Here is a 24,781-nt window from a genome sequence, read left to right as displayed (position 1 = left end):
GCTCTATAGAAAAACCTAGGGCTTCGTAGGAGCCGCGCCGGGAGCACCGGCCAAGGCCTCGGGCTGGTTGTGGGGCAGCATGGAGAAGTCGAAGTAGGTAGCGGCGCGCTCCGGGGTTTTGTAGTAGTAGGCCAGCAGGGCGGTGTAGGCCCCGAAAAGCTCCACCAGCAAGTCGGTTTCGTCGGCATCGAGGTCGGTGCTGGCAGACTTTACCTGCTTCTTGCGGGCGGCCTGGGTATTGCGGGCATCGGTGTATTGCTCGGCCAGGGGCTGGGCGGCTTTAAGCAGGTTGGCCCCGTCGGACACATCGGCTTTGTGCTCGGTCAGGGTTTTCACGAAGCGGGCGAAGGCCGTGCCCATACCCTTGCGCGAGGCCGACGAAAACTCGGTGCGCCCGGCCGGAAAGAACTCCTTGAACAGCGTCGGGTTGTCTTCTTCCAGCGCGGCGAAGTTCTTCTTGTAGGCCCGCTTCATAAACTGCTTCACTAGGCCGAAAACCGTATCGGCCATCAGGGTTTGCGAGCCGCGCCCGGCGCTGGCCCCGGCCGAGGTGGTGAGGCTGGCATCAAACCCATCGTAGAGTGGTTGGAGCAGGTCGAGCTGCGGCTTGAAGCGGGTGCCGTCCTGCTGCAAGGCTTGGATGGTGTAGCCGGCCACGGCCTTGAGATTCTGCCGCGACACGACGAGGTAGAGCAACCAGTTGCGGAATTTGGTGCTGAACAGTTTGGTGGGAGATTTGGCCATTGGGAATAGGGGAGATAAACCACGGGCAATGTTGCCCGCAGGCGCGGCAATACTAGGCAGGAAAAGCGGAAGAATAGGGGAGGGGCGTGGCTATATGGCGATGCTGTACTATTTTACCCAGCGATGCGTTAGGGCAACCCTGGTTGCTGCGGCGCTGCCGTGGCTATTGTCTCACCCTCTCTTCAGCCGGAACCCATGCGGATACCCTTCTTCCAGACTAAACGCGCCACCCCCAACCCCGCGCCCAAGCCGCCCAAAACCAAAACCCGAGAGTGGGCCGACTCGCTGATTTTCGCCGTGGTGGCGGCCACGCTGCTCCGCTGGTCGGCGGTGGAGGCCTACACCATTCCCTCGGAAAGCATGGAGGGCACCCTGCTGGTAGGCGATTACCTGTTCGTGAGCAAGCTGCACTACGGGCCCATCACACCCCAAACGCCCTTGCAGGTGCCCCTCACGCACCAAACTTTCTGGGAGGGCGGCCCACAAAGCTATTCCGACCTCATCCAGCTGCCTACCTACCGCTTCCCGGGCTTCAGCTCGGTGCAGCGCAACGACATCGTGGTCTTCCACGTGCCGCACGAGCCACAGCGCCCCGCCGACCTGCGCACCAACCTCATCAAGCGCTGCGTCGCGGTAGCAGGCGATACGCTGGAAATCCGCAACGGCCAGGTGTTCCTCAACGGCCAGCCGGGGGCCGCGGCTGGCCAGCCCCAAACCACTTATTTCATGGCTGTGCCCGCGCCCAACGATGAAATCCGCCAGGCTTTGCGCGAACACGGCGTGGTCGATTACCGCGAGCCCGATGGCATTCCCCAGGTCGTCGCCGACCCGGCCACAGGGCAGTCGGGCTTCGTCATCAGCTGCCCTGCTGCGGTGGCCAGCTACTTCCGCCAGCAGCCTTACGTGAAAGCGCTGACTGTGCTGCCCTATGAGGTCCAGCTATTCCCCGATGCCGCCGACTTCGATGTCTCCACCGCCGCCAGCGCCGCGCCCAACCATTGGCAACTCGACCAGTACGGCCCCCTGCCCGTCCCCAAGCAGGGCCAGACCATCACCCTCACTCCCGTCAACGCCGCGATGTACTACAAAATCGTGTCGCAGTACGAGCACAACCCCGGCATCACTTGGCAGGATGGCATGATTCAGCAAAATGGCCAGCCGCTCACCCGCTACACCATCAAACAGAACTATTACTTCATGATGGGCGACAACCGCCACAACTCCGAAGACTCCCGCTTCTGGGGTTTCGTACCCGAAGACCACATCGTGGGCAAAGCCGTTTTCGTGTGGCTTTCCCTCGACCCATATGCCGACTTCCTGCACAAAGTCCGGTGGAGCCGCTTGTTTCATTCCATCAGCTAGGCGCGGCGGCAGTCAAAGGGTATAGGCCGTATATTTGAACTATGAAACGTCGCCCCACTCCGAGCAAAGCGGAAACAAGAAAAGCCGATGAGCTTTCGGCTGCCGGCCTGAAACGGGTGCTGAAAGATGCCGGCTTCCGCGTAGCCAAAGAAAACCTCCAGCGCGGAGTGGCCATTACCGTCATCCAGAACGGCCAGTTGGTCCGCATTCGGCCGGACAACAGCCGCGAAGTGCTCAATAAGAAAGCCGAAGCCTCGGTTACGCTCCTCAAAACCCGGTTCCGCCTTGGCTAATTCCGCCGTGCCGCGCCTCCGTATGCTTGCCGGCCCCAATGGGTCCGGCAAGTCTTTTTTGGTCGATTCCCTACGCACTGAAGTCAACCTAGGTATCTTGGTGAATGCCGACATGATTGAGGCTCAACTGAAGGTGCAAGCTGGGGCAGTTGCTCAAGTGCTGCGCCTTGCTGACTGGCAGCTCACCTTGCAGCAGGACGACTTGTTCGCATTTGCTGCTCGGCCCGAAGCTGCCCGTCTCACCCCCGGCCGCCTGGCCCGGATGAAGATTGCGAACAACGAGCTACAACTATCGCGGCTGCAACTCAATTCCTACCTCGCCGCTTGGATAGCGGAATTCCTGCGCTTCTACTTGGTCGCTGCCCGGCAGTCGATGACTTTCGAAACAGTGATGTCACACGAGTCCAAACTCGGTTTTCTGCGTGAGGTGCGCGCCAAGGGCTACCGCACTTATCTCTACTATGTGGCCACCGACGATTGGAACATCAACATCGACCGGGTGAGGGCGCGGGTAAAGAAGGGCGGGCACAACGTCAGCCGCGTCAAAATCATCGACCGTTACTTCCGTTCCCTGGCGCTGCTTTTTGAAGCCGTCAAGCTGGTTGACCGCGCCTACATCTTCGACAATTCCCTTACGCCGCAACTGATTGCGGAAATCACGAATGGGCAGGAAGTCGAATATGCCATGAATGACATTCCCCAGTGGGTCTACATCCATTTTCACGCCAAGCTGCTAACACAAGCAGCCGGTTAGCTCGTCGGCGGGCAGGGCGAAATTCGTAGTCACTCCGACAAAGCTTTGCGAGGCACTTGCATAAGTGCCTCGCTTCCCGCTACCTTTGCACTCCCAAAACCCCCGAGGCTTGCCTCAAAACCATTTGGCAGGTTGCCAAAAGAAACCATTGGCCGTGCCGTCGCCGGGCGTGCCAAGTAGTCTTAACCGAAATTTCGTTGGTCCCGTTGGGCACCCGGCGAAATTTTCTTATCTTTGCGCTCCGAAAAAAGCGGACGTATTTAATAAATAATGAACACTGACCCCATTGCCGACTACCTGACCCGGGTACGCAACGCCATCAAGGCGAACCACCGGGTGGTAGAAATCCCGGCCAGCAACATCAAAAAGGAAATTACGAAAGTGCTGTACCACAAAGGCTACATCCAGTCGTACCGTTTTGATGATTCGTCGGTTCAGGGCACCATCAAAATTGCTCTGAAGTACAACCCGACCACGAAGGCGCCCGCCATCACCAAGCTGCAGCGCGTTTCGACGCCCGGCTTGCGTCAGTACGTGGCCGCCGACAACCTGCCCCGCGTCCTTAGCGGCCTGGGTGTCGCCATCATCTCGACCTCGAAAGGCGTGATGACGGAGAAAGAGTGCAAAACCGAGAACGTGGGCGGCGAGGTGCTGTGCTACGTGTACTAGTCCGGAACCGCTTTAGCAAATTCAATTATGTCACGTATTGGTAAACTGCCGATTTCCGTCCCCGCTGGGGTCGCTATTTCGGTCGACAAAGACAACGCGGTGACGGTGAAAGGCCCCAAGGGCTCGCTCACTACGCAAGTAGACCGCGACATCACCGTAGCCGTTGAAGACGGTACACTCACCGTAACCCGCCCCACCGAGCAGAAGCGTCACAAAGCCATGCATGGCCTGTACCGTTCGCTCATCAACAACATGGTGGAAGGCGTAAGCAAAGGCTTCGAGAAGAAGCTGGAGTTGGTGGGTGTAGGCTACAAAGCCTCGCTCGTCGGCAGCACGCTGGAGCTGGCCCTTGGCTACTCGCACAACGTGTACATCGCCCTGCCGGGTGAAGTAACTGCTACGGCTGTTACTGACAAAGGCAAAAACCCGATTGTTACGCTGACCAGCATCGACAATCAGTTGCTGGGCCAGGTGGCCGCCAAAATTCGTTCGCTGCGCAAAGTGGAGCCTTACAAAGGCAAAGGTGTGCGCTTCGTGGGCGAAATTATCCGTCGCAAAGCTGGTAAAACGGCCTCTAAATAAATTCGCATCATGGCATTTGATAAAGCAACTCGCCGCAAGCGGATTCAGCGCATCATCCGCACGAAAGTGTCCGGTACCACGGAGCGTCCGCGCCTGTCGGTGTTCCGCAGCAACACGGGCATTTATGCTCAGATTATCGACGACACGACCGGCCGCACCCTGGCTGCCGCAACGTCGAAAAAAGTAACCGCCGAAGGTGGCAACGGTGTGGCTCTGGCCGCTGCCGTAGGCCGGCAAATCGCTGCGGTAGCTCAGGAGAAAGGCATCACGAAAGTGGTGTTCGACCGCTCGGGTTACCTCTACCACGGTCGCGTAAAATCATTGGCTGAAGGTGCTCGCGAAGGCGGCCTCAATTTCTAAACTATCATGGCGCAAGAACGCGACAACAATCGTCCTGGCGGAGACCGTCAGCGCAGCAACGACCGCGACCGGAACAAGGACAACTCCCGCATGGGTGCTGACTCCGACTTCAAAGAAAAAGTAGTAGCCATCAACCGCGTAGCGAAGGTGGTGAAAGGCGGTCGCCGCTTTAGCTTCTCTGCCATCGTGGTAGTAGGCGACGGCAACGGCAACGTAGGCTACGGCCTCGGCAAAGCCAACGAAGTAACCGACGCCATTGCCAAAGGCATTGACGATGCCAAGAAGAACGTGGTGAAAGTGCCGATGTACAAGCACACCGTTCCTCACCTCATGGAAGGCCGCTACGGCGGTGGTTTCGTGCTCATCCAGCCTGCAGCGGCTGGTACGGGGGTAATCGCCGGCGGTGCCATGCGCGCCGTATTCGAGAGCGCCGGTATCAAGGATGTGCTGGCGAAGTCGAAAGGCTCGTCGAACCCTCACAACGTGGTGAAAGCGACGTTTGCAGCCCTCGCCAAAATGCGCGACCCGTTGCAAATCGCTCAAGCCCGTGGTATTTCTCTGGCCCGCGTTTTTAACGGTTAATTGACATGGCACAAATTCAAGTAAAGCTCGTGCGCAGCGCCATTGACCGCCCCGAGCGTCAGAAGCGCACCGTTCAGTCCCTCGGCCTGAACAAACTCAACAGCACTGCTACCCACGAAGTGAACCCGTCCGTTATGGGCATGGTGAAAAGCGTGCAGCACCTGCTCCTCGTAACCGAACTGTAAGACTATAATCGTCATGCTCAATCTCAGCAATTTATCGCCCGCCTACGGCTCGACTAAAAACGAGAAGCGGATTGGCCGGGGCGAAGGCTCCACGCGCGGTGGCACGTCGACCCGTGGTCACAAAGGCGCCAAGTCGCGTTCGGGCTACAAGCGCAAGTCCGGTTTTGAAGGTGGCCAGATGCCCCTCCAGCGTCGTGTGCCTAAGTTCGGCTTCACGAACATCAACCGTGTAGAGTATAAAGGCATCAACCTCGATGCCCTTGCTACCCTCCTCGAAAAGAACAGCACCACCACAATGGACGCTGCCTACTTCGTGGCTAACGGCTTGGTTTCCAAGAACGCGAAAATCAAAATCCTCGGTCGCGGCGAAATCGCCACGGCTGTAGAAGTTCATGCTCACGCATTCTCGAAGTCGGCTATTGAAGCCATCGAGAAGGCGGGCGGCAAAGCGGTAACGCTCTAATAGCTACCTTCGGCAATGAATAAGTTTATCGAGTCGATAAAAAACATTTTTGCGATTGAGGATTTGCGTACGCGAATCCTCAATACGCTTTTCTTCATTGCCATCTATCGCCTAGGCGTTTACGTGGTGTTGCCGGGCGTTGACCCTACCCAACTCAAGACGGGTGCCCAGGGTCTGTTTGGCATCTTGGATACGCTGCTTGGCGGCGCATTCAGCCACGCATCCATCTTCGCGTTGGGCATCATGCCCTACATCTCGGCGTCGATTGTGTTGCAATTGCTCACCATCGCCGTGCCTTACTTCCAAAAGCTCCAGAAGGAAGGCGAGTCGGGACGCAAGAAAATCAACCAATACACCCGGGTTCTCACAATTCCGATTGTATTGGCCCAATCAGTTGGCTTTATTGCCACAATTAACGCCGAAGCCATCATCAACCCCGGCACATTCTTCACCGTCTCGACCATGATTATCATCACGGCCGGCACGTTGTTCTGCATGTGGCTGGGCGAGAAAATCACGGACAAAGGCATCGGCAACGGTATCTCCATGATTATCATGATTGGCATCGTGTCGCGTCTCCCCGGTGCCATCATCGGTGAAGCTGCGGCCAAAGGCGTGAACAAGTCCCTGATTTTCCTGCTGGAAATGGTGGTGCTGTTCCTCGTGGTAATGGCGGTTATCGTGCTCACGCAGGCGGTTCGCCGCATCGCGGTGCAATACGCTAAGCAAGTGGGCGGGACCACGCAGTTGGATGCGCAACGTCAGTTCATTCCTCTCAAGGTGAATGCGGCTGGCGTAATGCCCATCATTTTCGCGCAGTCGTTGATGTTTGTACCCGCCATCGTGGCATCGGTATGGCAGAACCAGAGCGACACCGCCAGCTACATCGGCGTGAAGTTTTCGGACTACACCTCGTGGCAGTACAACCTGACCTTCGGCGTGCTAATTATCATCTTCACCTACTTCTACACCGCCATCAGCGTCAATCCTAACCAGATTGCCGATGACCTGAAGCGGAGCGGTGGTTTCGTGCCCGGCGTGAAGCCAGGCCGCGAGACCTCGGAGTATATTGACGAAATCCTGACGCGCGTAACGCTGCCGGGTGCTGTAGCTCTTGCGCTGATTGCCATTTTCCCGGCTATCGCCCTGCTGCTTGGCGTAACTCGTCCGTTCTCGGCTTTCTATGGCGGTACTTCCCTCATTATCATGGTGGGAGTGGTACTTGACACGGTGAACCAAGTGCAGAGTTACTTGTTGATGCAGCACTACGATGGTATGATGAAATCGGGCAAGCTGCGCGGTCGCACGGCACAGCCTATTTCCATCGCTTCGTAAGCAGCAACGATGGCAAGCGGTAGCATTCAATACAAAACCGAAGAAGAGATTGACCTCATCCGTGCCAGCGCACTCGTGCTGGCCAAGGCTCACGGCGAAGTTGCGAGCATGGTAAAGGAAGGAGTGACGACGCGGCAGCTTGATAAGCGTGCGGAGGAATTCATCCGGGACCACGGTGGGGTGCCCTCCTTTAAGGGGTTGTATGGTTTCCCTGATAGCCTGTGCTTGTCGCCGAATTCGGTAGTCGTGCATGGGTTCGCCACCGACGAACCGCTGAAAAATGGTGACATTCTCACGGTGGATGGTGGAGTTTTTCTGAATGGTTTTCACTCAGATAGTGCTTACACATACCCAATCGGGGAGGTGGCACCGGAAGTACTGGCTTTGCTACGGGAAACCAAAGCAGCGCTGTACAAGGGTATCGAACAAGCCGTGAGCGGCAACCGCGTGGGCGATATCAGCTATGCTATCCAGAACCATGTGGCCCCGATGGGCTACGGGGTGGTGCGCGAACTGGTCGGTCACGGAGTTGGCGCGAAGCTACACGAGAAACCCGAGGTGCCGAACTATGGCAAGCGGGGTTCCGGGCCGCTTTTGCAAACCGGTTTGGTCATCGCGATTGAGCCGATGGTGAACCTGGGCAAGAAGGACGTGGTGCAGGAAGCGGATGGCTGGACTATTCGCACCAAGGACCGCAAGCCTTCGGCGCACTTCGAGCATACCGTAGTAGTTAGAAAAGAAAAGGCGGAGATTCTCACCTCCTTTGAGTACATCGAAAAAGCATTGCAGCAGTAGCCCTTATGGCAAAACAAGCCTCGATTGAGCAGGACGGAACCATCCTGGAAGCCCTCTCCAACGCCATGTTCCGTGTGGAGCTGGAGAATGGTCACCAGTTGATTGCCCACATTTCGGGCAAGATGCGGATGCACTATATCAAAATTCTGCCCGGCGACAAAGTGAAGCTGGAAATGTCACCTTACGATTTGTCTAAGGGCCGCATTAAGTACCGCTACAAGTAATACCCTTGCTTCTAGACGAGTTCAGTGATAATTGAAAACCATTCTTTATGGTTTTAACGCAGTTGTCATTTTTGTTCTTGCTTTGGTTGTTTTCGGTATTTACAAAGCAGCCAACTTCTTTCACAGAAATCCTAGAAGTAAAACCGCAAGTAATAACAAGTAACTCTTTTCAGCAATGAAAGTCAAAACCTCCATCAAAAAGCGTAGCGTTGACTGCAAGATTGTGCGTCGCAATGGCAAGCTCTACGTTATCAACAAGAAAAACCCCCGCTTCAAGCAGCGTCAGGGTTAATTCAATTTTTAGAACCCCGGAACCTTGGGTACTGAGTCGTTGGTTATCCACCTCCGGCCCGCCTTCCAAGTAGTTGCCGGGTTTCTGTCCGCAAACACATAACCATCCAATATGGCTCGTATCGCAGGGGTTGATATCCCGGACAACAAGCGCGGCGAAATTTCGCTGACCTACATTTTCGGCATTGGCCGGAGCAACGCCAGCAAGATTCTGGTAAAAGCTGGCATCGATGTCAACAAGAAGGTGAAGGACTGGACCGACGAAGAGTCGGGTGCCGTCCGCGCCATCATTGCTGCCGAGCACAAAACCGAAGGCGTGCTGCGCTCGGAAGTGACGACGAACATCAAGCGTTTGATGGACATCGGCTGCTACCGTGGTCTGCGTCACCGCAAAGGTCTGCCAGTTCGTGGTCAGCGCACCAAGAACAACTCGCGTACCCGCAAGGGCAAGCGCAAGACCGTGGCCGGCAAGAAGAAGGCAACTAAATAAACTTAACCGGGAATCGGCGCTGGTTCTGGCGAGTAATGCACTCGCGCAGCCAGCGCCAACACCTCCCGCATTTTTTGCGATAACCAAATGGCACAAAAAAGAAAAGACAAAGCCAAGAAGCGCGTTGTCGTGGTGGAGCAGGTGGGCCAGGTACACATCCGTGCCTCGTTCAACAACATCATCATCTCGATTACGAACAATAACGGTCAAGTGATTTCGTGGGCTTCGGCCGGCAAAATGGGCTTCCGTGGTTCGAAGAAGAACACGCCCTACGCCGCCCAAATGGCGATGAGCGACTGCGGTAAAGTAGCCCACGACTTGGGCATGCGCAAAGCCGAAGTATTCGTAAAAGGCCCGGGTTCGGGCCGTGAGTCGGCCATCCGCGCCCTCGGCAACGTGGGCATTGAGGTGACCACCATCCGCGACGTAACGCCGCTGCCCCACAACGGCTGCCGCCCTCCCAAGCGTCGTCGCGTTTAGTTTTTCACTTCAGAAATTAGATTACAATGGCACGTTATACCGGCCCAACCTCAAAAATTGCCCGTCGCTTCAACGAGGCGATTTTCGGCCCGAGCAAAGCGCTCAACAAAAAAGCTTATCCTCCGGGCCAGCACGGCCGCGGCCGTCGCAAGAAGCAGTCGGAGTACGCTGTCCAGCTGATGGAGAAGCAGAAGGTGAAATACATGTACGGCATGTTGGAGAAGCAATTCGAAAACCTGTTCCACAAAGCAGCAGCCCTTCCTGGCATCACCGGCGACAACCTGCTCGCATTGCTGGAAGCGCGTCTAGATAACGCCGTGTACCGTTTGGGCATTGCCTCGACGCGTCGCGCTGCTCGCCAGCTCGTTGGTCACAAGCACATCACCGTGAACGGTGAAGTGGTGAACATCCCTTCGTACCACCTCCGTCCCGGCGACATCGTGGCCGTGCGGGAGAAGTCGAAGTCGCTGGAAGCTATTGCTACGAGCCTGTCAGTTCGCAACTCGCGCCAGTTTTCTTGGTTGGAGTGGGACGGCAAGGAGATGGCTGGCAAGTTCATCAACGCCCCCGCTCGTGAGCTGATTCCGGAGAAAATCACCGAGCAGCTCATCGTCGAACTGTATTCGAAGTAAATAGCGCTAATGGTAGCGGCCCGGCAGTTTGTCGGGCCGCTCTTGTGCGTATACTTCACCCCATTTTTTTACCTTTTTTACGCCCCACATATGTCAATCTTAGCTTTTCAGATGCCGGAGAAAGTGGTGATGGAGAAATCCGACGACTTCACCGGGACGTTTGAATTTAAGCCGCTCGAGAAGGGCTACGGCGTCACCATCGGTAATGCGCTGCGTCGCATTCTGTTGTCGTCGCTGGAGGGTTTCGCCATCACGTCGGTACGCACCAACAGCGTGCTACATGAGTTTTCGACCATCGAAGGAGTGATTGAGGACATGTCCGAAATCATCCTGAACCTGAAGATGGTCCGCTTCAAGAAAGTGAGCGATGCCATCTCGGATAAAATTACGGTGCGCGTGAAAGGCCAGGATACCTTCTCGGGAGCTGATATTGCCAAGTTCGCCAGCGGCTTCGAAGTACTGAACCCCGACCACGTAATTGCGCATCTGGATCCCAGCACGGAGTTGGAGTTTGAGTTGACGATTGCCCGAGGCCGTGGCTACGTGCCCGCCGATGAGAACAAGCCGGCTGACCAGGTTTTCGGTCAGATTGCCATCGACGCTATCTACACGCCTATCAAGAACGTGAAGTACAGCATCGAGAACACCCGCGTGGAGCAGAAGACGGACTATGAGAAGCTCGTTATCGAGATTCAGACCGATGGTTCTATTCACCCGGAGGAGGCACTGAAAGGTGCGGCCAACATTCTGATTCAGCACTTCATGCTGTTCTCGGACAACACGATGACCCTCGAAGGTCCGCGCGTGACCGAAGACGAGCCGATTGATGAGGAAACCATGCAGATGCGCAAAATGCTCAAGACTCCATTGGAGGATATGGAGCTCAGCGTACGCGCCAAGAACTGCCTCAAGGCTGCCGACATCAAGACGATGGGCGAATTGGTACAGCTTGAGATTGCCGACATGATGAAGTTCCGTAACTTCGGCAAGAAGAGCCTGACTGAATTGGAAAACCTCGTTGAAGAGCGTGGTTTGGAGTTCGGGATGGACTTAGGCAAGTATCGCCTAGACGAAGACTAGGGTTTATAATGTGGAGATGTGATAATGTGGAAATGTGAGCTTTGCGCTCAACCCACAACTTTCACATCTCCACATTTTTTTATTTTCACATTTATCCACAGTGTGCCCTAGGGGCAGCGGTTCTAATGAGGCCTTTGAGGCCCGCCGTGGTCGCCGCCCGCAAGCACACACTTTTTCAAACGTCCAATGCGACACGGAAGAAAAATCAACCATTTGGGCCGGACTACCGCCCACCGTCACGCCATGTTGTCGAACATGTCGTCTTCGCTCATCTTGTACAAGCGCGTTACCACTACGGTAGCTAAGGCCAAGGCTTTGCGTAAATACATCGAGCCCCTGCTGACCAAGTCGAAAGACGATACGACGCACTCGCGCCGCATGGTGTTTGCTGCTCTGCAGGACAAGGAGTCGATTAAGGAGCTGTTTGGCAACATTTCGGGCAAAATTGCTAATCGTCCTGGTGGCTATACCCGCATTCTGAAGCTGAGCGATACCCGTTTGGGTGACAACGCTGATATGTGCATCATCGAGTTGGTGGACTTCAACGAGACACTGCTGGAAGCTAAATCGGCGGCTGCTGAAAAGGCTACCGCTACGACCCGTCGTTCGCGCAGCCGTGGTGGCAAGAAGGCTGCTAGCGATGACGCTGCTACTTCGGCCACTGAAGTGCAAGCTGAAGCTGCTGCTCCGGAAGAAGCTGCTCCGGCAGCCGAAGCTAAGGCTGACGAAGCTGGCGCTTAAGTGCCGCAAGCTGCTAAAATCTGAAGAGGGACACGCCGAAAGGTGTGTCCCTCTTTTTTGTTGAAGAATGGCGAGGATAACACCTCTTGATTACTGGTGCCAGAGAGCAGGGTTGTGGCTGAGTACTGCTGCAATCGTTTGGTGCTGTTGGAGCTGCGGCGCTACAGGAATTGATACCATAATTGTGCTTATGCCGGCTGATTCCCGTAGGTTTGTGGCAACGTAAACAGATTTAAAACCGAGACGCTATGAGCTTCATTTCGCAAATTCACGCCCGCCAGATTTTTGATTCCCGTGGTAATCCGACGGTGGAAGTTGACGTAACGCTTGATTCGGGTGTGGTAGGCCGGGCAGCGGTTCCCTCGGGCGCCAGCACGGGCAAACACGAGGCCGTGGAGCTACGCGATGACGATGCCAGCCAGTTTATGGGGAAAGGTGTGCTGAAGGCGGTGGAGAATGTGAATTCCCGCATTGCCGAGGAACTGGTAGGCTTCTCAGTATATGAGCAGGCCTTGCTCGACAAGATTATGATTGAGCTGGACGGTACGCCGAACAAAGCCAATCTGGGTGCCAATGCTATTCTGGGTGTGAGCCTGGCCGCCGCCCGGGCAGCGGCACAGGATGCCGGCATGCCGCTGTACCGCTACGTGGGTGGGGTAGGAGCTTCGACTTTACCGGTACCGATGATGAATATCCTGAACGGTGGTTCGCACGCCGACAACTCGATTGACTTTCAGGAGTTCATGATTATGCCGACCGGGGCTTCATCCTTCTCGGAAGCATTGCGTTGGGGTACGGAAATTTTCCACCACCTCAAGGCCGTGCTGAAGAAGCAAGGTTTCAGCACCAACGTGGGCGATGAGGGAGGTTTTGCGCCCAATATCAAATCGAATGAGGACGCTATCAAAATCGTGTTGCAGGCCATTGAAACGGCCGGTTACCGCCCCGGCGAGGATGTATTCATTGCGATGGATGCGGCCGTGTCGGAGTTTTACGAGGACGGGGTGTACCACTTCAAGAAGAGCACCGGCGACAAGCTGACTTCGTCGCAAATGGTGGACTATTGGGCTGATTGGGTGAAGAAATACCCTATCATCAGCCTGGAAGATGGCATGGATGAGGATGACTGGAGTGGCTGGAAGTCGCTCACGGAGCGCGTGGGCAAGCAAACCCAGTTGGTAGGCGACGACTTGTTCGTGACCAATGTGGACCGCTTGCAGCGCGGCATTGATGAGAACATCGCCAATGCCATTCTTATTAAGGTGAACCAGATTGGAACGCTGACGGAGACGATTGCGGCTGTAAATCTGGGCCGCCGCAATGGCTACAAGAGCATCATGAGCCATCGCTCGGGCGAGACGGAGGACAGCACAATTGCTGATTTGGCCGTGGCGCTGAACACGGGCCAAATCAAAACGGGCTCGGCTTCGCGCTCGGACCGGATGGCCAAGTACAATCAATTGCTGCGCATTGAGGAAGAGCTGGGCGAGGTGGCGTACTTTCCCGGCAAGAAGATGTAAGTATTTCAGTGATTAAGAGCACAAACGGCCAATTTCGCATTAGCGGAATTGGCCGTTTGTATTACCTTTATATCGATGAATCTACCTTTCTTCATTAGTCCGATACTTCGGGTGGTGCGCAGCTTCTATTTTCTGACCGGCGTGGGCTTTTTGGTCTGGATGCTGGTGTTCGATGCCAACGATGTGGGCAAGCAGTTCGACATCTACCAAAAGTGGAAAGAGCTGCGCAATGAGAAGCAATATTACCTCGATAACATTGAGGTGGTAAAAAAAGAACGGGCCGAACTGATGAGCTCACCAGCGTTGCTGGAAAAATTTGCGCGGGAAAAATACCTGATGAAACGCCCCGGTGAGGACGTGTTTGTACTGGTGCCCCAAACCGAGAACTAATAGCGGGAAATTGAGATAGCGCGATGGGATAGCAATATCACTGCGCGCAATTTATTGGTTCTCCACTGCTGACATTATTACTAATTTCTTTTTAATTTCTAACCTTTTCACATGAAACAATCCTACGATGCGATTTTCCGGAAACCTTTGCGCTGGTGCGTACTGGTGGCCGTGCTGCTCTGGAGCCAACTGGCTAACGCGCAGACATACCTGCTACCCGTCTCGGGCATTACTTCCGTAACCACCTGCGCGGGCACCCTATATGATGATGGTGGGGCATCGGGTTCCTATTCGAACAACGCGCTGGGGGGCACTACGCTGGTGCCAGCCACGGCCGGCAACAAAATCCGGCTGCAATTCAACCAGTTCAACATCGACCCTTACTACGATGTGGTGCGGATTTATGACGGTAGCTCAACTTCGGCCCCGCTGATTGGTGAGTATAACAACTACAACCTGCCGCCGGCCTCGGTGTACGCGACCAACACAACCGGCAGCCTGACGGTGGTGCTTCAAAGCGATTACTCCTACACTCTGAGTGGCATTGAGGCGGCTGTGTCGTGCGTGACGACGGTGCCGCTGGCAGATTTGGCCGTGCAGGGAGCTTCGGTTAGCCCGTTGAGCACGGTGGCCGGCAACACGGTTTCGCTGAGTTGCTCCATCTATAATATTGGGGCCGGAGTGGCCACCAGCAGCAACGTCGGCTACTATTTCTCGACGGATGCCACGCTGGACGCCAACGACGTACTGCTGGGCAATTCGACGGGCTACGCGCTGAACCCGGGCTTGTCGAGCAGCCGTTATACCTCGGTTACCATTCCGGCCACAACTGCTCCGGGCAGCTATTACATCCTGTTTGCCGGTGATTACCTGAACCAGGTGAGCGAGAGCAACGAAAACAACAACGTGGCTTCGGTGAACGTGACGGTAACGGCACCCAGCATCGACCTGACCATTTTGCAGCCTTCGGTGACGCCAACGACTACGGCCGTGGGCACGCCGATATCCATGAGCTGCTACATTCTGAATACCGGCAACGCCGTGGCCACCAGCAGCAGCGTCGGTTTTTACATTTCGACCAACACCACGCTGGATGCCAATGACATCTTGCTGACTTCGCAGTACGGTGGCTCCCTTACGACAACGTATTCTTCGTCGCGCTACGGCACGGCCGCTATTCCTACGGGCCTGACGCCCGGGACGTACTACATTCTGTTTGTGGCCGACTATCAGGGCCAGGTGGCGGAGACCAACGAGAACAACAACGTCGCGTCCGTTGCCATTACGGTAGCGCCTCCCGGCGTGGATTTGATAGTGCAGCAGCCCTCGCTCTACTACAATTCGACCGTGGCCGGCGGCACGGTGCAAGCCTCGGCTTCGATATATAACCAGGGCAACGTGACGGCTACGAGCAGCACGATGGGCTTTTACCTCTCGACCAACACTACGCTGGATGCCAATGATGTGCTGCTGTCGACCGTGACAGGCGGGACACTGGCTGCTAACTTGTCCTCGTACCGCTCGGCCAACCTGACGGTGCCGGTGGGCACGGCGGCGGGCAGCTACTACGTGCTGTTTGTGGCCGACCCCACGAACGTAGTGACCGAAACCAACGAAACCAACAACGTGAGCAGCCTGGCCCTGACGGTAATCGCGCCGACAATTGACCTGTCGGTGACTTACCCGTATGTATCGCCGACCACAGTGGCGGCGGGAGCCAGCGCCAGCGCTTCGTGCTACCTCTACAACCTGGGCAATGCCGTGGCCAGCCCCGCCAACATCAGCTTTTATCTGTCGACCGATAACACCTTCAGCGCGAACGACGTGCTGGTGGGCAGCCAGACGAATACTTCGCTGTATGGCGGCGGTTATCTGAATATCTATTCGACCATTACGGTACCGACCGGTACTACTTCGGGCACGTACTACCTGCTGTTTGTGGCCGACCCGGCTAATGTCGTGGCGGAAACCAACGAGAACAACAACGTGGCCAGCACTACCCTCGTGGTGACGGCTCCGGGCATCGACCTGCAAATGAGCCAGGCATATGCCTCTCCCTACACTGTGGGGGCCGGCGGCACGCTGAGCCTGAGCTCGTATATCTACAACACCGGCACAATCGCATCGACGAGCAGCACGGTGGGCTATTACCTGTCGACCAACTCGACGCTGGACGCCAACGACGTGCTGCTGAATACGGTGGCTGGTGGACAATTGGCAGCCAATGCAAGCTCGTATCGCACGGCTTCGGCCACGGTTCCGACGGGGACAGCGGCAGGCTACTACTACGTGCTGTTTGTGGCTGACCCGGCCAATGCCGTAACGGAAACCAACGAAAATAATAACGTAGCCAACACCACCATTCAGGTAATTGCGCCGACGATTGATTTATCAGTGACGTACCCGTATGTATCGCCGACCACGGTGGCGGCCGGAGCCAGTGTAAGCGCTTCGTGCTACCTCAACAACTTGGGCAATAGTGCGGCCACCCCGGCGAATATCAGCTTCTACTTGTCGACTGATAATACCTTCAGCGCAAATGATGTGCTGCTGGGCAGCCAGCCAAATTCCACGCTCTACGGCGGCGGCTACCTGAACATCTACTCGACCATCACGGTGCCGACGGCTACTGCTTCGGGTTACTACTACGTGCTGTTTGTGGCCGACCCGGCCAATGCCGTAGTGGAAACCAACGAGAACAACAACGTGGCCAGTGCCACCATTCAGGTAACGGCTCCAGGCATCGACCTGCAAATGAGCCAGGCAAATGCCACTCCCTACACCGTAGGCACGGGTGCAACAGTGACCCTGGCGGCATATATCTACAACACGGGCTCGCTCTCGTCGCCAAGCAGCACGGTGGGCTATTACCTGTCGACGAACTCGACGCTGGACGCCAACGACGTGCTGCTGACTACCGTGGCCGGAAGCCAGTTGGCGGCCAATGCAAGCTCGTACCGCACGGCTTCGGCTACTATTCCTACGGGCACGGCACCAGGCTACTATTACGTGCTGTTTGTGGCCGACCCTGCCAATGCCGTAGTGGAAACCAACGAGAACAACAACGTAGCCAGCACCACCATTCAGGTAACGACTCCAAGCATCGACCTGCAGATTACGCAGTTGTATATGAACATCACGTCGGTAGCACCCGGTACTTCGGTTCCGGTTAACTCCTACATCTACAACGCGGGCAATACGTCCTCGCCAAGCAGCAACGTAGGCTATTACTTGTCGACCAACTCGACGCTGGATGCCAACGACGTGCTAATGAGCACTACCACCGGCGGCCTGCTGGGGGCCTACCAATCGTTGAATTCGAGCACTAGCGTGACGATTCCGACGGGTACCGCCGCCGGCAACTACTACCTGCTGGCCGTAGCCGACCCCACGAACGTGGTGGCCGAAACCAACGAAAACAACAACGTGGGCTATTACCAGTTCACAGTAACGGGTCCGTTCACGGGCACCGTCGTGCCTTACTCGGGTACAAATACCGTGACTACCTGCAGCACTACGGTGTATGACCACGCCGGATTTGGCAACTATTCAGACAATGCCAACGGCACACTGACCATTAACCCCGGCACGGCCAATAGCCGCATTCAGCTTTCGTTCAACTCGTTTGTGGTAGAATCTTGCTGCGACCGGCTGATGATTTACGACGGTCCGAATGCGCAGTCGCCGCTGCTGGCCACGTTGACGGCAATGCCCTCGCTGCCCATTTTGGCTACCAACTCAACCGGTGCCCTGACCCTCGTATTCACGAGTGATGGCAGCGTGACGGCCTCGGGCTTCGATGCCGCCGTGACCTGCGTAACCGCGCCCACGATTCTGCCCGACCTGCTGCTGACGCAGATTGGGGCTTCGCCATCGTCGGTGCCGGCTGGCGGCAACCTGTCGTTGAGCGCCACCGTGGCCAACCAGGGCGGCGGCTCGGCGGCCAGCTCGGCCGTGGGCTATTACCTCTCGACCAACCAGGTGCTGGATGCCAGCGACGTTCTGCTGGGTACCAGCGCCGGCACTTCGCTGGCGGCTAGCGTGAGTGCCAACCGCCAACTGGTGGCGGCCGTGCCGACCAGCGTAACGCCGGGTGCTTACTACGTGCTATTTGTGGCTGACCCCCTGAATGTGGTGGCAGAAGCCAACGAAACCAACAACCTGGCTTCATTAGCCGTGACGGTAACCCAGGGGCTGGCCAGCCGCGAGCAAACCGCTGGCTACAGCGTGGCCGTAGCCCCCAACCCCGTGGCCAATGGCAATGCGTTGCGCGTGCAAATGACCGGTGTAGGCGCAACCTGCACGGCTTCGGTGGACCTGTTCAATGCCCTGGGGCAGCAGGTGAGCTCGCAACAGCTGCAGCTGGGCACCGGCCGCGCCAATCAGGCCGAGATTTCGACGCGTGGCTTGGCCACCGGGGTGTATGTGCTGCACCTCACTGGTACGAACCTGAACGTGACGCGGCGCGTGGTCATCGAATAACCTGCGCAGGCTGACTGGCCCCCAGCAGGGGCCGGAGCGGGGGCGGCGGCCCGGACATCAGTCCGGACCAGCCGCCCCCGCTTATTTTTGGCCATGCAAGTACACTCCGGCCGGAAGCAAAAGCGGTGGCTAACCAACTTCGCGATAGGCCTGCTGATGCTGAACCTGACAGCCGTAGGCGTAGTATGGGGAGCCTTGGGGAGCGCACGGCCGGTTGCAAAAGCTGGCTCACTGCTCAGCCAGGGCCAGGTAGCGGGCCAGTTTCTGCGGGCCATACTCCGCGCCAATTATTCGTCAGCCTACAGCCGTTTGGCACCGGAGGTTCGGCAGAGCATCAGCCTCGCCCGGTTTGCCGTCGCGGCCCGGCCGCTTTGGAAAAGTGGCCAGCGGCCCGGTCGCGGTACGGTCATCGAACTCTACAAGCTGGGGGTGCGCCTTGGCGATGGGGGCAGCTCACGGCTATTCTATAGCTTTTCCTTCGCGGCCGACTCCAGCCTGCGGACTCCGTCGGAACTGCTGGAGGTAACGTTTCGGGACACGGCTTCCCGGGCAGTGCTGGGGTTCAGCCTGCGCACCAGTACAATTGCCAGGTCGAATAAACAAGGTGGAAAAAGTCTGCAAAGCAGGTAGCTGCGGCACAGTTGCTTTGCGCTAATCCCCAATCAGGCAAATGACTAGGGCAAGCATATTTTGCCCAAGCTGATGCTGGGGCTGCCCGCCACGGTTTCATTGGCCAGCACGGCAAACAACACGGCTTCTTTGGCATCGGCCGGAATGCCCAGCGTATCAATGGGCGCGAAGCGGGCAGTGGGCAGGTGCCGTTGCAGGGCCTGGAGCAACGTGGCATTGTGGCTGCCGCCGCCACTCACGTAGCAGGCCACACTGTCATTCCCGGCTGCCGTGCGGCACTGGCGGGCAGCCATGGCTACGCCGCTAGCCGTTAGCTCAACCAAAGTGGCCAGCACATCGGCGGGAGGCAGCGAAGAGGTGCCCGTTTGGTGCTGCGCTTCGTGCAGGTAGTCGGGGCCGAAAAGCTCTGGGCCGGTGGTTTTGGGGAGCGGCGCGGCGAAAAACGGGTGGCTCAGCAACTCCTGCAACAGCGCCGCATGAATGGTGCCGCTGGCCGCTATAGCGCCGTTTTCATCATACTCGCGGCCCGGGAAATGCTGCCGCGTCACGGCATCGAGCAGCGTATTGCCGGGGCCGGTATCGGTGGTGAGGGGTAGGCCGACGGCGGGCTGAGCCGGTAGGTAAGTGAAGTTGGCAATGCCGCCGAGGTTGAGCAGCAGGCGGTTTTCGGTGGGGGAGGAGAACAGTAATTGGTCGGCGTAGCCAGCCAATGGGGCTCCCTCAAAGCCGTTAGCTACGTGTTTCTGCCGGAAATCGGCCACGGTGATGATGCCGGTGAGTGCCGCCAGGTGGTCGCCATCGCCGATTTGCAGCGTGGCGTGGTAAGGGAAACCGGGCTGCTGGTGCTGGTGACGCGGCGCATGCCAGATGGTTTGGCCGTGGCTGGCGATAAGGTCGACCTCGGCCGCTGCCACCTGCCAGGACTGCAGGCAAACCAATAGCATCTCCGCGTGCTGCCGGGCCACTTCGGCATTGAGAATGGTAACGTCCTGCAATGCCACGGCGGGCTGCGAAATGGCCCGCAGCCGTTGTCGGAATTCCGCAGAATAGGGCAGGGTGGCAAAGTGCTCCAGCGCGGTCTGTAGCTGGGCACCGTGGCCTACGCAGCGGCACAGCGCCACATCCAGCCCATCGAGCGAAGTACCTGACATCAGGCCAATGATGCGGCGGCCGGGCTGCTGGGCCAGCGTGAAAAGACGGGCGAGATAAGGGTTCACGAATGGGCCTTTGAGAACTTTTGCAAAGGTATAAAAAGCAGTTTGTGCCCCGTTGTGCTGTTAGCCGGGATGCTACTCGATTTTCTTGCCCGCCATGGCTTGCTGGATAGAGATGTTCATCACCCGCTCGGCATAGGGACGGGTCAGTTCGTCGAGCTCGTCCATGGCCTTCAGAATGGGGTCGCGCTCAGTGGCGGCCAGTGCGGCCTGTACCGTGGCAACCTGCGCCTCGGTAGCGGTCAGCTCGGTTTCCGTAAGGTGCTGGCGGTTTTTACGGGTGAAATTATTTACCTGGTACACCAACTGCTCGGCGGCGGTGCGGGCTTCGATGAGCAGGCGCGCGGCCACATCGTCCTTGGCATTCACCAGCGAGTCCATCAGCATCTGTTCTACCTGGTCGTCGGTGAGGCCGTACTGGGGCTTTATCTCTACCTGCTGGCGGGTGTTGGAGCGTAGCTCGATGGCCTCCACCTTCAGGATGCCGTCGGCATTCAGCAGGAAGTTGACATCAACTTTGGGTAGGCCGGCGGGCATGGCCGGAATGCCGGTGAGGGTAAATTCGCCCAGCTTGCGGTTCTGGCTCACGAGGTCGCGCTCGCCCTGGTACACGGCAATTTTCAGGTTCACCTGCCCGTCCACGCTGGTGGTATACTGGCGGCCGGCCTTGGTCGGGATTTTCGAGTTTCGTGGAATAATCGGGTCCAACAGGCCGCCTAGCGTTTCAATGCCCAGCGTGAGCGGCGTCACATCCAGCAGCAGCACATCGCGCCGGTTGCCGGCCAGAATGTCGGCCTGAATGGCCGCCCCCAGCGCTACCACTTCATCTGGGTTAAGTGAATTATTCGCCGGCTGGCCGAAAAACTCCGACACGGCTTCGTACACTAGCGGCACGCGGGTAGAGCCGCCTACCAGCAAAACGGCATCAAGCTTGGTTTCGAGCTTGGCATCAGCCAATGCCTGGCGGCAGGCCGTAATCGTGCGGTCCACCAGCGGGCGGATGAGGTCGTTGAACTGCGCGCGGGTGAGCGTGACGGTGATATTCTGGCCGGCCTCGTCGGTGAGGTGGGTCGTGAAATCGTCGTGCTGGCTGAGGTATTTCTTGGCCATCTCGGCGGCCAGGCGCAGCTGCTGCTGCAAGTGTGGGTTAGTATGGAAAGCATCCGGAAGGCCGAAGATGGCCGTCCAGTAGTCCACCACGGCGCGGTCCAGGTCGTCGCCCCCAAGGTAGGTGTCGCCGTTGGTGCTCAGCACTTCAAAAATGCCCTGCTGAATGCGCAGAATGCTGATATCGAACGTGCCGCCGCCGAGGTCGTACACGGCCACGGTTTTCTCTTCGTCGGGGTCGAGGCCGATGCCGTAGGCTAGGGCGGCGGCGGTGGGCTCATTCACGATGCGCAGCACCTCAAGGCCCGCGAGGCGGCCCGCATCGCGGGTGGCCTGGCGCTGCGAGTCGTTGAAATAAGCCGGCACGGTAATAACGGCGCGGTTCACCGGGGTTTTCAGGGCGTGCTCGGCGCGGGCGCGTAACTCCCGCAGGATGGCGGCCGACAACTCAATAGGGGAAAAGAACCGGTCATCGACCCGGATTTTGACCAGGCCCTCGGAATTGTCGTCGATGACTTTGTAGCCGAGCTGGCTGGCGTGCTGGCCCAGGTCGCGGTAGCTTTTGCCCAGCAGGCGCTTCACGGAATAGATGGTGCGTTGCGGGTCAGTGAGGAGATACTCACGGGCCTCGGCCCCGATGATGGGGTCGGCCCCACCGGCAGGGAAATGCACCACCGACGGCACGATGGTGCCCCGGCCCAAATCGTTGATGGCGGCGGGCTGGCGGCTTTCAGGATGCACGTAGGCCACGAGGCTGTTGGTGGTGCCTAGGTCGATGCCGACGATGATTTCTTCCTGCTGAAGGCTGCCGGTGGCCAGGTTGATTGCTACTGTAGCCATATAAACAAGGGCCTGCCACTGGTGGCGGCCCGAAAAATGAAAGTTGATGGCGCAGAAAAGCGCCCTACAAAAGTACGGGGTAAACCTGGCCACATCAGAGCCGATAAGAGGCTCAGGAGCATTGCCACAGACTTAGCCCAAATCTTATTGAACTATTATTGGAATAATCAAAACCGAATTCGCGGGTCTGCACGTAAGGAAAGTATAGCTGAGCAGGTAGTTCAAAAGCGCCACATCACATGTGGGTTTATTGAAGCTACTATTCAGCTTGTGATTTTTCCGGTTTCCTTACACCTCACCCCAATCCAATTTTCAGTTTTTATGAAAAATCTACTTACTCGCCCTCTTGTCCAGGCTGCTCTGCTCGCAACCGCGGCTGGAGGTGTGGTGGCCCTGAGCAGCCAGCACAACACATTGGAAGCATCTAGCCACCGCGAAGCCCCGCTTATCGCCGACGACCCGCTGGCCGATAACACCGACTTGTACGCTTTCCGCAGCCCCGACTCGCCTAACAACGACGGTAGCGCCAGCGTCACCATCATCGCCAACTACATCCCGTTGGAGCTGCCCCAGGGCGGCCCCAACTACAACACGTTCGGCGAGAACGTACGCTACGAAATCCACGTGAAAAACAACTCGGCCACGGCCGGCGACGATATCACGTACCGTTTCACGTTTACCCGCGCCAACCAGGACCCTACCACGTTCTTCAATATCCGCTTGGGGATGCAGAACCTGAAAACGACGTACATCGTCGAGAAAAGCATAGGCGGTGGGGCTTTCAATACCATTGTAACCAACGGTATAGTGCCGCCGCCCAACGTCGGTCCGCGTTCAATCACCAGCGCCGCTGGTTTGAATTCGCCCTACAACACGCTAATGACCAACGCCATCATGACCCTGTCGGATGGTACTAAATTCTTCTGCGGCCCGACCGATGACCCGTTCTTTGCTGACTTGGGCGGCATTTTCGACCTGGGCGGTATTCGTGCTCCCGGCGCTGCCCGCGATGGCCTCGCCCGCAAGAATACCCACGCTATTGCCATACAGATTCCGGTGGCGTTGCTGGCTAAGACGGGTACTGCTGCCTTGACCAGCTCAACCAACATTCTGGATTCGAACTACATCATCGGTGTGTGGGCTTCGGCTAGCCGTCCTGCTACCCGTGTGCTGTCGGCTACGGGTGCTGCACCGACGGTATCGGGCAACTACGTGCAGGTATCGCGCATCGGCATGCCCTTGCTGAACGAAGTTATCAACCCAATTGGCGCTAAGGATGCTTGGAACGCCGGCTCCCCCTACGCTGAAGTTGCTGCTACGGATGACTACCTGTCGAACCCGGAGCTAGGTTTGTATATGGCTGACAACGTGCCCATGAACGGGGCATCTCCCAAGCCTGCTGGCCAGACTTACTACGGTGAGGCTGTACCCGGCCTTGGGCCATTGCGTATCCAGAGCAAGTCGCTGGCCGGAACTGCGGGCCTGCCTGCTGCTGGTTTTGACTTCCGCAACGGCGCGGCCGGCTTGAGCGGCTTGGCGGGCAACGCTGCCCTGAACGGCACGGCACTGGCTACTACTGGCCCTGCCCCTTACGGCGCTTACCTGCTACGTGCTGGCAAGCCGCGCTCAGTCGACATTCTGCCCATCTTCCACACGGGTGTGCCTAATTACCCTCCCTACCAGCTGGCTACCGGCAAAAACGGTAACCCGCTGGCTGCCGGCAAGCCTTTCATCAACAACTTCCTGTTGGTGGGTGGCTCGGCAAGCAACCCCGGTGGCGACATGCTGCGCCTGAACATGGCTGTGCCGCCTACGGCTCGCAACTCGGCTAACTTCAGCTCGGAAGGCCTGCTGGCCGCTGCTGTGCTGGGCCTGACGAACGCTACGTACAACACCACCACCACCGTACAGAACATCCCCAACATGGATGGCTTCCCCAACGGTCGCCGCCTCGAGGATGATGTGACTCGCATCGAATTGCAAGCTGTGGGTGGTGTCGTACTGGCCGCCATCGGCCTGTGGTACGACGACTATCCCGCTGGTGGCGCTAACCCCGTTACTGCTCAGCTCGGCAACGTGCTGAATTTCAGCGCCGGTGTGCCAGCCAACGATACGACGTTCAAAGCTGCGTTCCCTTACTCGCAGACGCCTTGGAGCGGTACCACCGCCCAGCGTGTAGCCTTGGCTCAGCGTTCGAGCGGCTTGGGCTTGTCGCCTAACCTGACCGTAGCCCAGGCTTACCCCAACCCCTTCGCCGACCGCACTACGCTGCGCTTTGAGCTGCCCACCAAAGGCACGATGAGCGTGGTTATCACCGACGTGACCGGCCGCAAGGTGGCTACCATTGCCAAGGACAAGTCTTTCGGTGCTGGTACCAACGAGCTGAGCTGGATGCCCGGCCGCGATGTGGCCCCCGGCCAGTACATCGCCACGCTGTACAACGGTAGCACCGTGGTGCAATCGGTGCGCATCGAGCGCCAGTAAGCTGCTGCGCTAAAAGCTAATTGAAAAGAGCCGTCGTTTGGTCCTCGTTGGG

General features: G+C 57.4%; 26 protein-coding genes. 23 read left to right on the top strand and 3 right to left on the bottom strand.

The features are described from left to right. Nucleotides 1-15: 15 nt before the first annotated feature. Nucleotides 16-744 carry a hypothetical protein gene (locus ACVWYF_RS11485; protein ID WP_457067999.1) on the bottom strand — a complete coding sequence of 243 codons (729 nt, stop codon included), beginning with the start codon at nt 742-744 and terminating at the stop codon, nt 16-18. A gap of 195 nt (nt 745-939) precedes the next feature. Between ACVWYF_RS11485 and lepB the strand changes: the two genes are divergently transcribed. From lepB to ACVWYF_RS11375, 22 genes are all read left to right on the top strand, one after another. Continuing rightward, the gene (gene lepB / locus ACVWYF_RS11480) at nt 940-2,106 is read left to right on the top strand and encodes a signal peptidase I (RefSeq protein WP_457067997.1); all 1,167 of its coding nucleotides are present in this window, start codon (nt 940-942) and stop codon (nt 2,104-2,106) included. 41 nt (nt 2,107-2,147) lie between these two features. Then, a complete protein-coding gene (locus ACVWYF_RS11475) occupies nt 2,148-2,399 on the top strand; it encodes a hypothetical protein (RefSeq protein WP_457067995.1) in 252 nt (83 codons plus the stop codon). Continuing rightward, nucleotides 2,392-3,153, top strand: coding sequence for a zeta toxin family protein (locus ACVWYF_RS11470; RefSeq protein WP_457067993.1), 762 nt, complete (start codon nt 2,392-2,394; stop codon nt 3,151-3,153). The genes ACVWYF_RS11475 and ACVWYF_RS11470 overlap by 8 nt, the downstream gene beginning before the upstream one ends. 270 nt (nt 3,154-3,423) lie before the next feature. After that, nucleotides 3,424-3,822, top strand: coding sequence for a 30S ribosomal protein S8 (gene rpsH, locus ACVWYF_RS11465; RefSeq protein WP_068191741.1), 399 nt, complete (start codon nt 3,424-3,426; stop codon nt 3,820-3,822). Between the two features lie 27 nt (nt 3,823-3,849). Beyond that, nucleotides 3,850-4,404, top strand: a complete 555-nt coding sequence (gene rplF, locus ACVWYF_RS11460; protein ID WP_457067990.1) for a 50S ribosomal protein L6 — start codon at nt 3,850-3,852, stop codon at nt 4,402-4,404. A gap of 9 nt (nt 4,405-4,413) precedes the next feature. Beyond that, nucleotides 4,414-4,764 carry a 50S ribosomal protein L18 gene (rplR, locus tag ACVWYF_RS11455; protein ID WP_210521205.1) on the top strand — a complete coding sequence of 117 codons (351 nt, stop codon included), beginning with the start codon at nt 4,414-4,416 and terminating at the stop codon, nt 4,762-4,764. 90 nt (nt 4,765-4,854) lie between these two features. Continuing rightward, nucleotides 4,855-5,346 carry a 30S ribosomal protein S5 gene (rpsE, locus tag ACVWYF_RS11450; RefSeq protein WP_035567955.1) on the top strand — a complete coding sequence of 164 codons (492 nt, stop codon included), beginning with the start codon at nt 4,855-4,857 and terminating at the stop codon, nt 5,344-5,346. A gap of 5 nt (nt 5,347-5,351) precedes the next feature. Further along, nucleotides 5,352-5,531 carry a 50S ribosomal protein L30 gene (rpmD, locus tag ACVWYF_RS11445; protein ID WP_035567880.1) on the top strand — a complete coding sequence of 60 codons (180 nt, stop codon included), beginning with the start codon at nt 5,352-5,354 and terminating at the stop codon, nt 5,529-5,531. A 13-nt stretch (nt 5,532-5,544) separates the two neighbouring features. Continuing rightward, nucleotides 5,545-5,994 (top strand): 50S ribosomal protein L15, encoded by a 450-nt coding sequence (gene rplO, locus ACVWYF_RS11440; RefSeq protein WP_457067987.1) that lies wholly within the window; start codon nt 5,545-5,547, stop codon nt 5,992-5,994. Between the two features lie 15 nt (nt 5,995-6,009). Continuing rightward, nucleotides 6,010-7,329, top strand: a complete 1,320-nt coding sequence (secY, locus tag ACVWYF_RS11435) for a preprotein translocase subunit SecY (RefSeq protein WP_457067984.1) — start codon at nt 6,010-6,012, stop codon at nt 7,327-7,329. Between the two features lie 9 nt (nt 7,330-7,338). Beyond that, nucleotides 7,339-8,124, top strand: coding sequence for a type I methionyl aminopeptidase (gene map / locus ACVWYF_RS11430; RefSeq protein ID WP_457067982.1), 786 nt, complete (start codon nt 7,339-7,341; stop codon nt 8,122-8,124). A gap of 5 nt (nt 8,125-8,129) precedes the next feature. After that, nucleotides 8,130-8,348, top strand: a complete 219-nt coding sequence (gene infA / locus ACVWYF_RS11425) for a translation initiation factor IF-1 (protein ID WP_035567874.1) — start codon at nt 8,130-8,132, stop codon at nt 8,346-8,348. Nucleotides 8,349-8,523: 175 nt separating this feature from the next. Continuing rightward, the gene (ykgO, locus tag ACVWYF_RS11420) at nt 8,524-8,640 is read left to right on the top strand and encodes a type B 50S ribosomal protein L36 (RefSeq protein ID WP_035567872.1); all 117 of its coding nucleotides are present in this window, start codon (nt 8,524-8,526) and stop codon (nt 8,638-8,640) included. A 111-nt stretch (nt 8,641-8,751) separates the two neighbouring features. Next, nucleotides 8,752-9,129 carry a 30S ribosomal protein S13 gene (rpsM, locus tag ACVWYF_RS11415; protein WP_035567870.1) on the top strand — a complete coding sequence of 126 codons (378 nt, stop codon included), beginning with the start codon at nt 8,752-8,754 and terminating at the stop codon, nt 9,127-9,129. An 87-nt stretch (nt 9,130-9,216) separates the two neighbouring features. Further along, nucleotides 9,217-9,609 carry a 30S ribosomal protein S11 gene (gene rpsK, locus ACVWYF_RS11410; RefSeq protein WP_035567868.1) on the top strand — a complete coding sequence of 131 codons (393 nt, stop codon included), beginning with the start codon at nt 9,217-9,219 and terminating at the stop codon, nt 9,607-9,609. Nucleotides 9,610-9,635: 26 nt separating this feature from the next. Further along, nucleotides 9,636-10,241 carry a 30S ribosomal protein S4 gene (gene rpsD / locus ACVWYF_RS11405; RefSeq protein WP_457067977.1) on the top strand — a complete coding sequence of 202 codons (606 nt, stop codon included), beginning with the start codon at nt 9,636-9,638 and terminating at the stop codon, nt 10,239-10,241. A gap of 90 nt (nt 10,242-10,331) precedes the next feature. Then, complete coding sequence (locus ACVWYF_RS11400; protein WP_457067974.1) at nt 10,332-11,321, top strand: DNA-directed RNA polymerase subunit alpha; 990 nt, start codon at nt 10,332-10,334, stop codon at nt 11,319-11,321. 186 nt (nt 11,322-11,507) lie between these two features. Then, on the top strand, nt 11,508-12,062 hold the full coding sequence (gene rplQ / locus ACVWYF_RS11395) for a 50S ribosomal protein L17 (RefSeq protein WP_457067972.1): 555 nt from the start codon (nt 11,508-11,510) through the stop codon (nt 12,060-12,062). A gap of 248 nt (nt 12,063-12,310) precedes the next feature. After that, on the top strand, nt 12,311-13,582 hold the full coding sequence (gene eno / locus ACVWYF_RS11390) for a phosphopyruvate hydratase (protein WP_457067969.1): 1,272 nt from the start codon (nt 12,311-12,313) through the stop codon (nt 13,580-13,582). A gap of 75 nt (nt 13,583-13,657) precedes the next feature. Continuing rightward, nucleotides 13,658-13,972, top strand: a complete 315-nt coding sequence (locus ACVWYF_RS11385; RefSeq protein ID WP_457067966.1) for an FtsB family cell division protein — start codon at nt 13,658-13,660, stop codon at nt 13,970-13,972. A 111-nt stretch (nt 13,973-14,083) separates the two neighbouring features. After that, nucleotides 14,084-18,454, top strand: a complete 4,371-nt coding sequence (locus tag ACVWYF_RS11380) for a CARDB domain-containing protein (protein WP_457067964.1) — start codon at nt 14,084-14,086, stop codon at nt 18,452-18,454. A 93-nt stretch (nt 18,455-18,547) separates the two neighbouring features. Beyond that, nucleotides 18,548-19,084, top strand: a complete 537-nt coding sequence (locus ACVWYF_RS11375) for a hypothetical protein (RefSeq protein WP_457067962.1) — start codon at nt 18,548-18,550, stop codon at nt 19,082-19,084. A gap of 44 nt (nt 19,085-19,128) precedes the next feature. On the opposite strand, the gene ACVWYF_RS11370 is transcribed toward ACVWYF_RS11375, so the two are convergent. Together ACVWYF_RS11370 and hscA are read right to left on the bottom strand one after the other, a co-directional pair. Beyond that, entirely contained in the window at nt 19,129-20,301 is a 1,173-nt protein-coding gene (locus ACVWYF_RS11370) for an anhydro-N-acetylmuramic acid kinase (protein WP_457067959.1), read from the bottom strand. A gap of 72 nt (nt 20,302-20,373) precedes the next feature. After that, nucleotides 20,374-22,245, bottom strand: a complete 1,872-nt coding sequence (gene hscA, locus ACVWYF_RS11365) for a Fe-S protein assembly chaperone HscA (RefSeq protein ID WP_457067957.1) — start codon at nt 22,243-22,245, stop codon at nt 20,374-20,376. A 321-nt stretch (nt 22,246-22,566) separates the two neighbouring features. On the opposite strand from hscA, the gene ACVWYF_RS11360 reads away from it, so the two are divergent. Continuing rightward, nucleotides 22,567-24,729, top strand: a complete 2,163-nt coding sequence (locus ACVWYF_RS11360; protein WP_457067955.1) for a DUF4331 family protein — start codon at nt 22,567-22,569, stop codon at nt 24,727-24,729. Nucleotides 24,730-24,781 lie beyond the last annotated feature (52 nt).

The organism is Hymenobacter sp. UYAg731, assembly GCF_054061335.1.
This window is presented reverse-complemented; position numbering and strand designations above follow the sequence as displayed.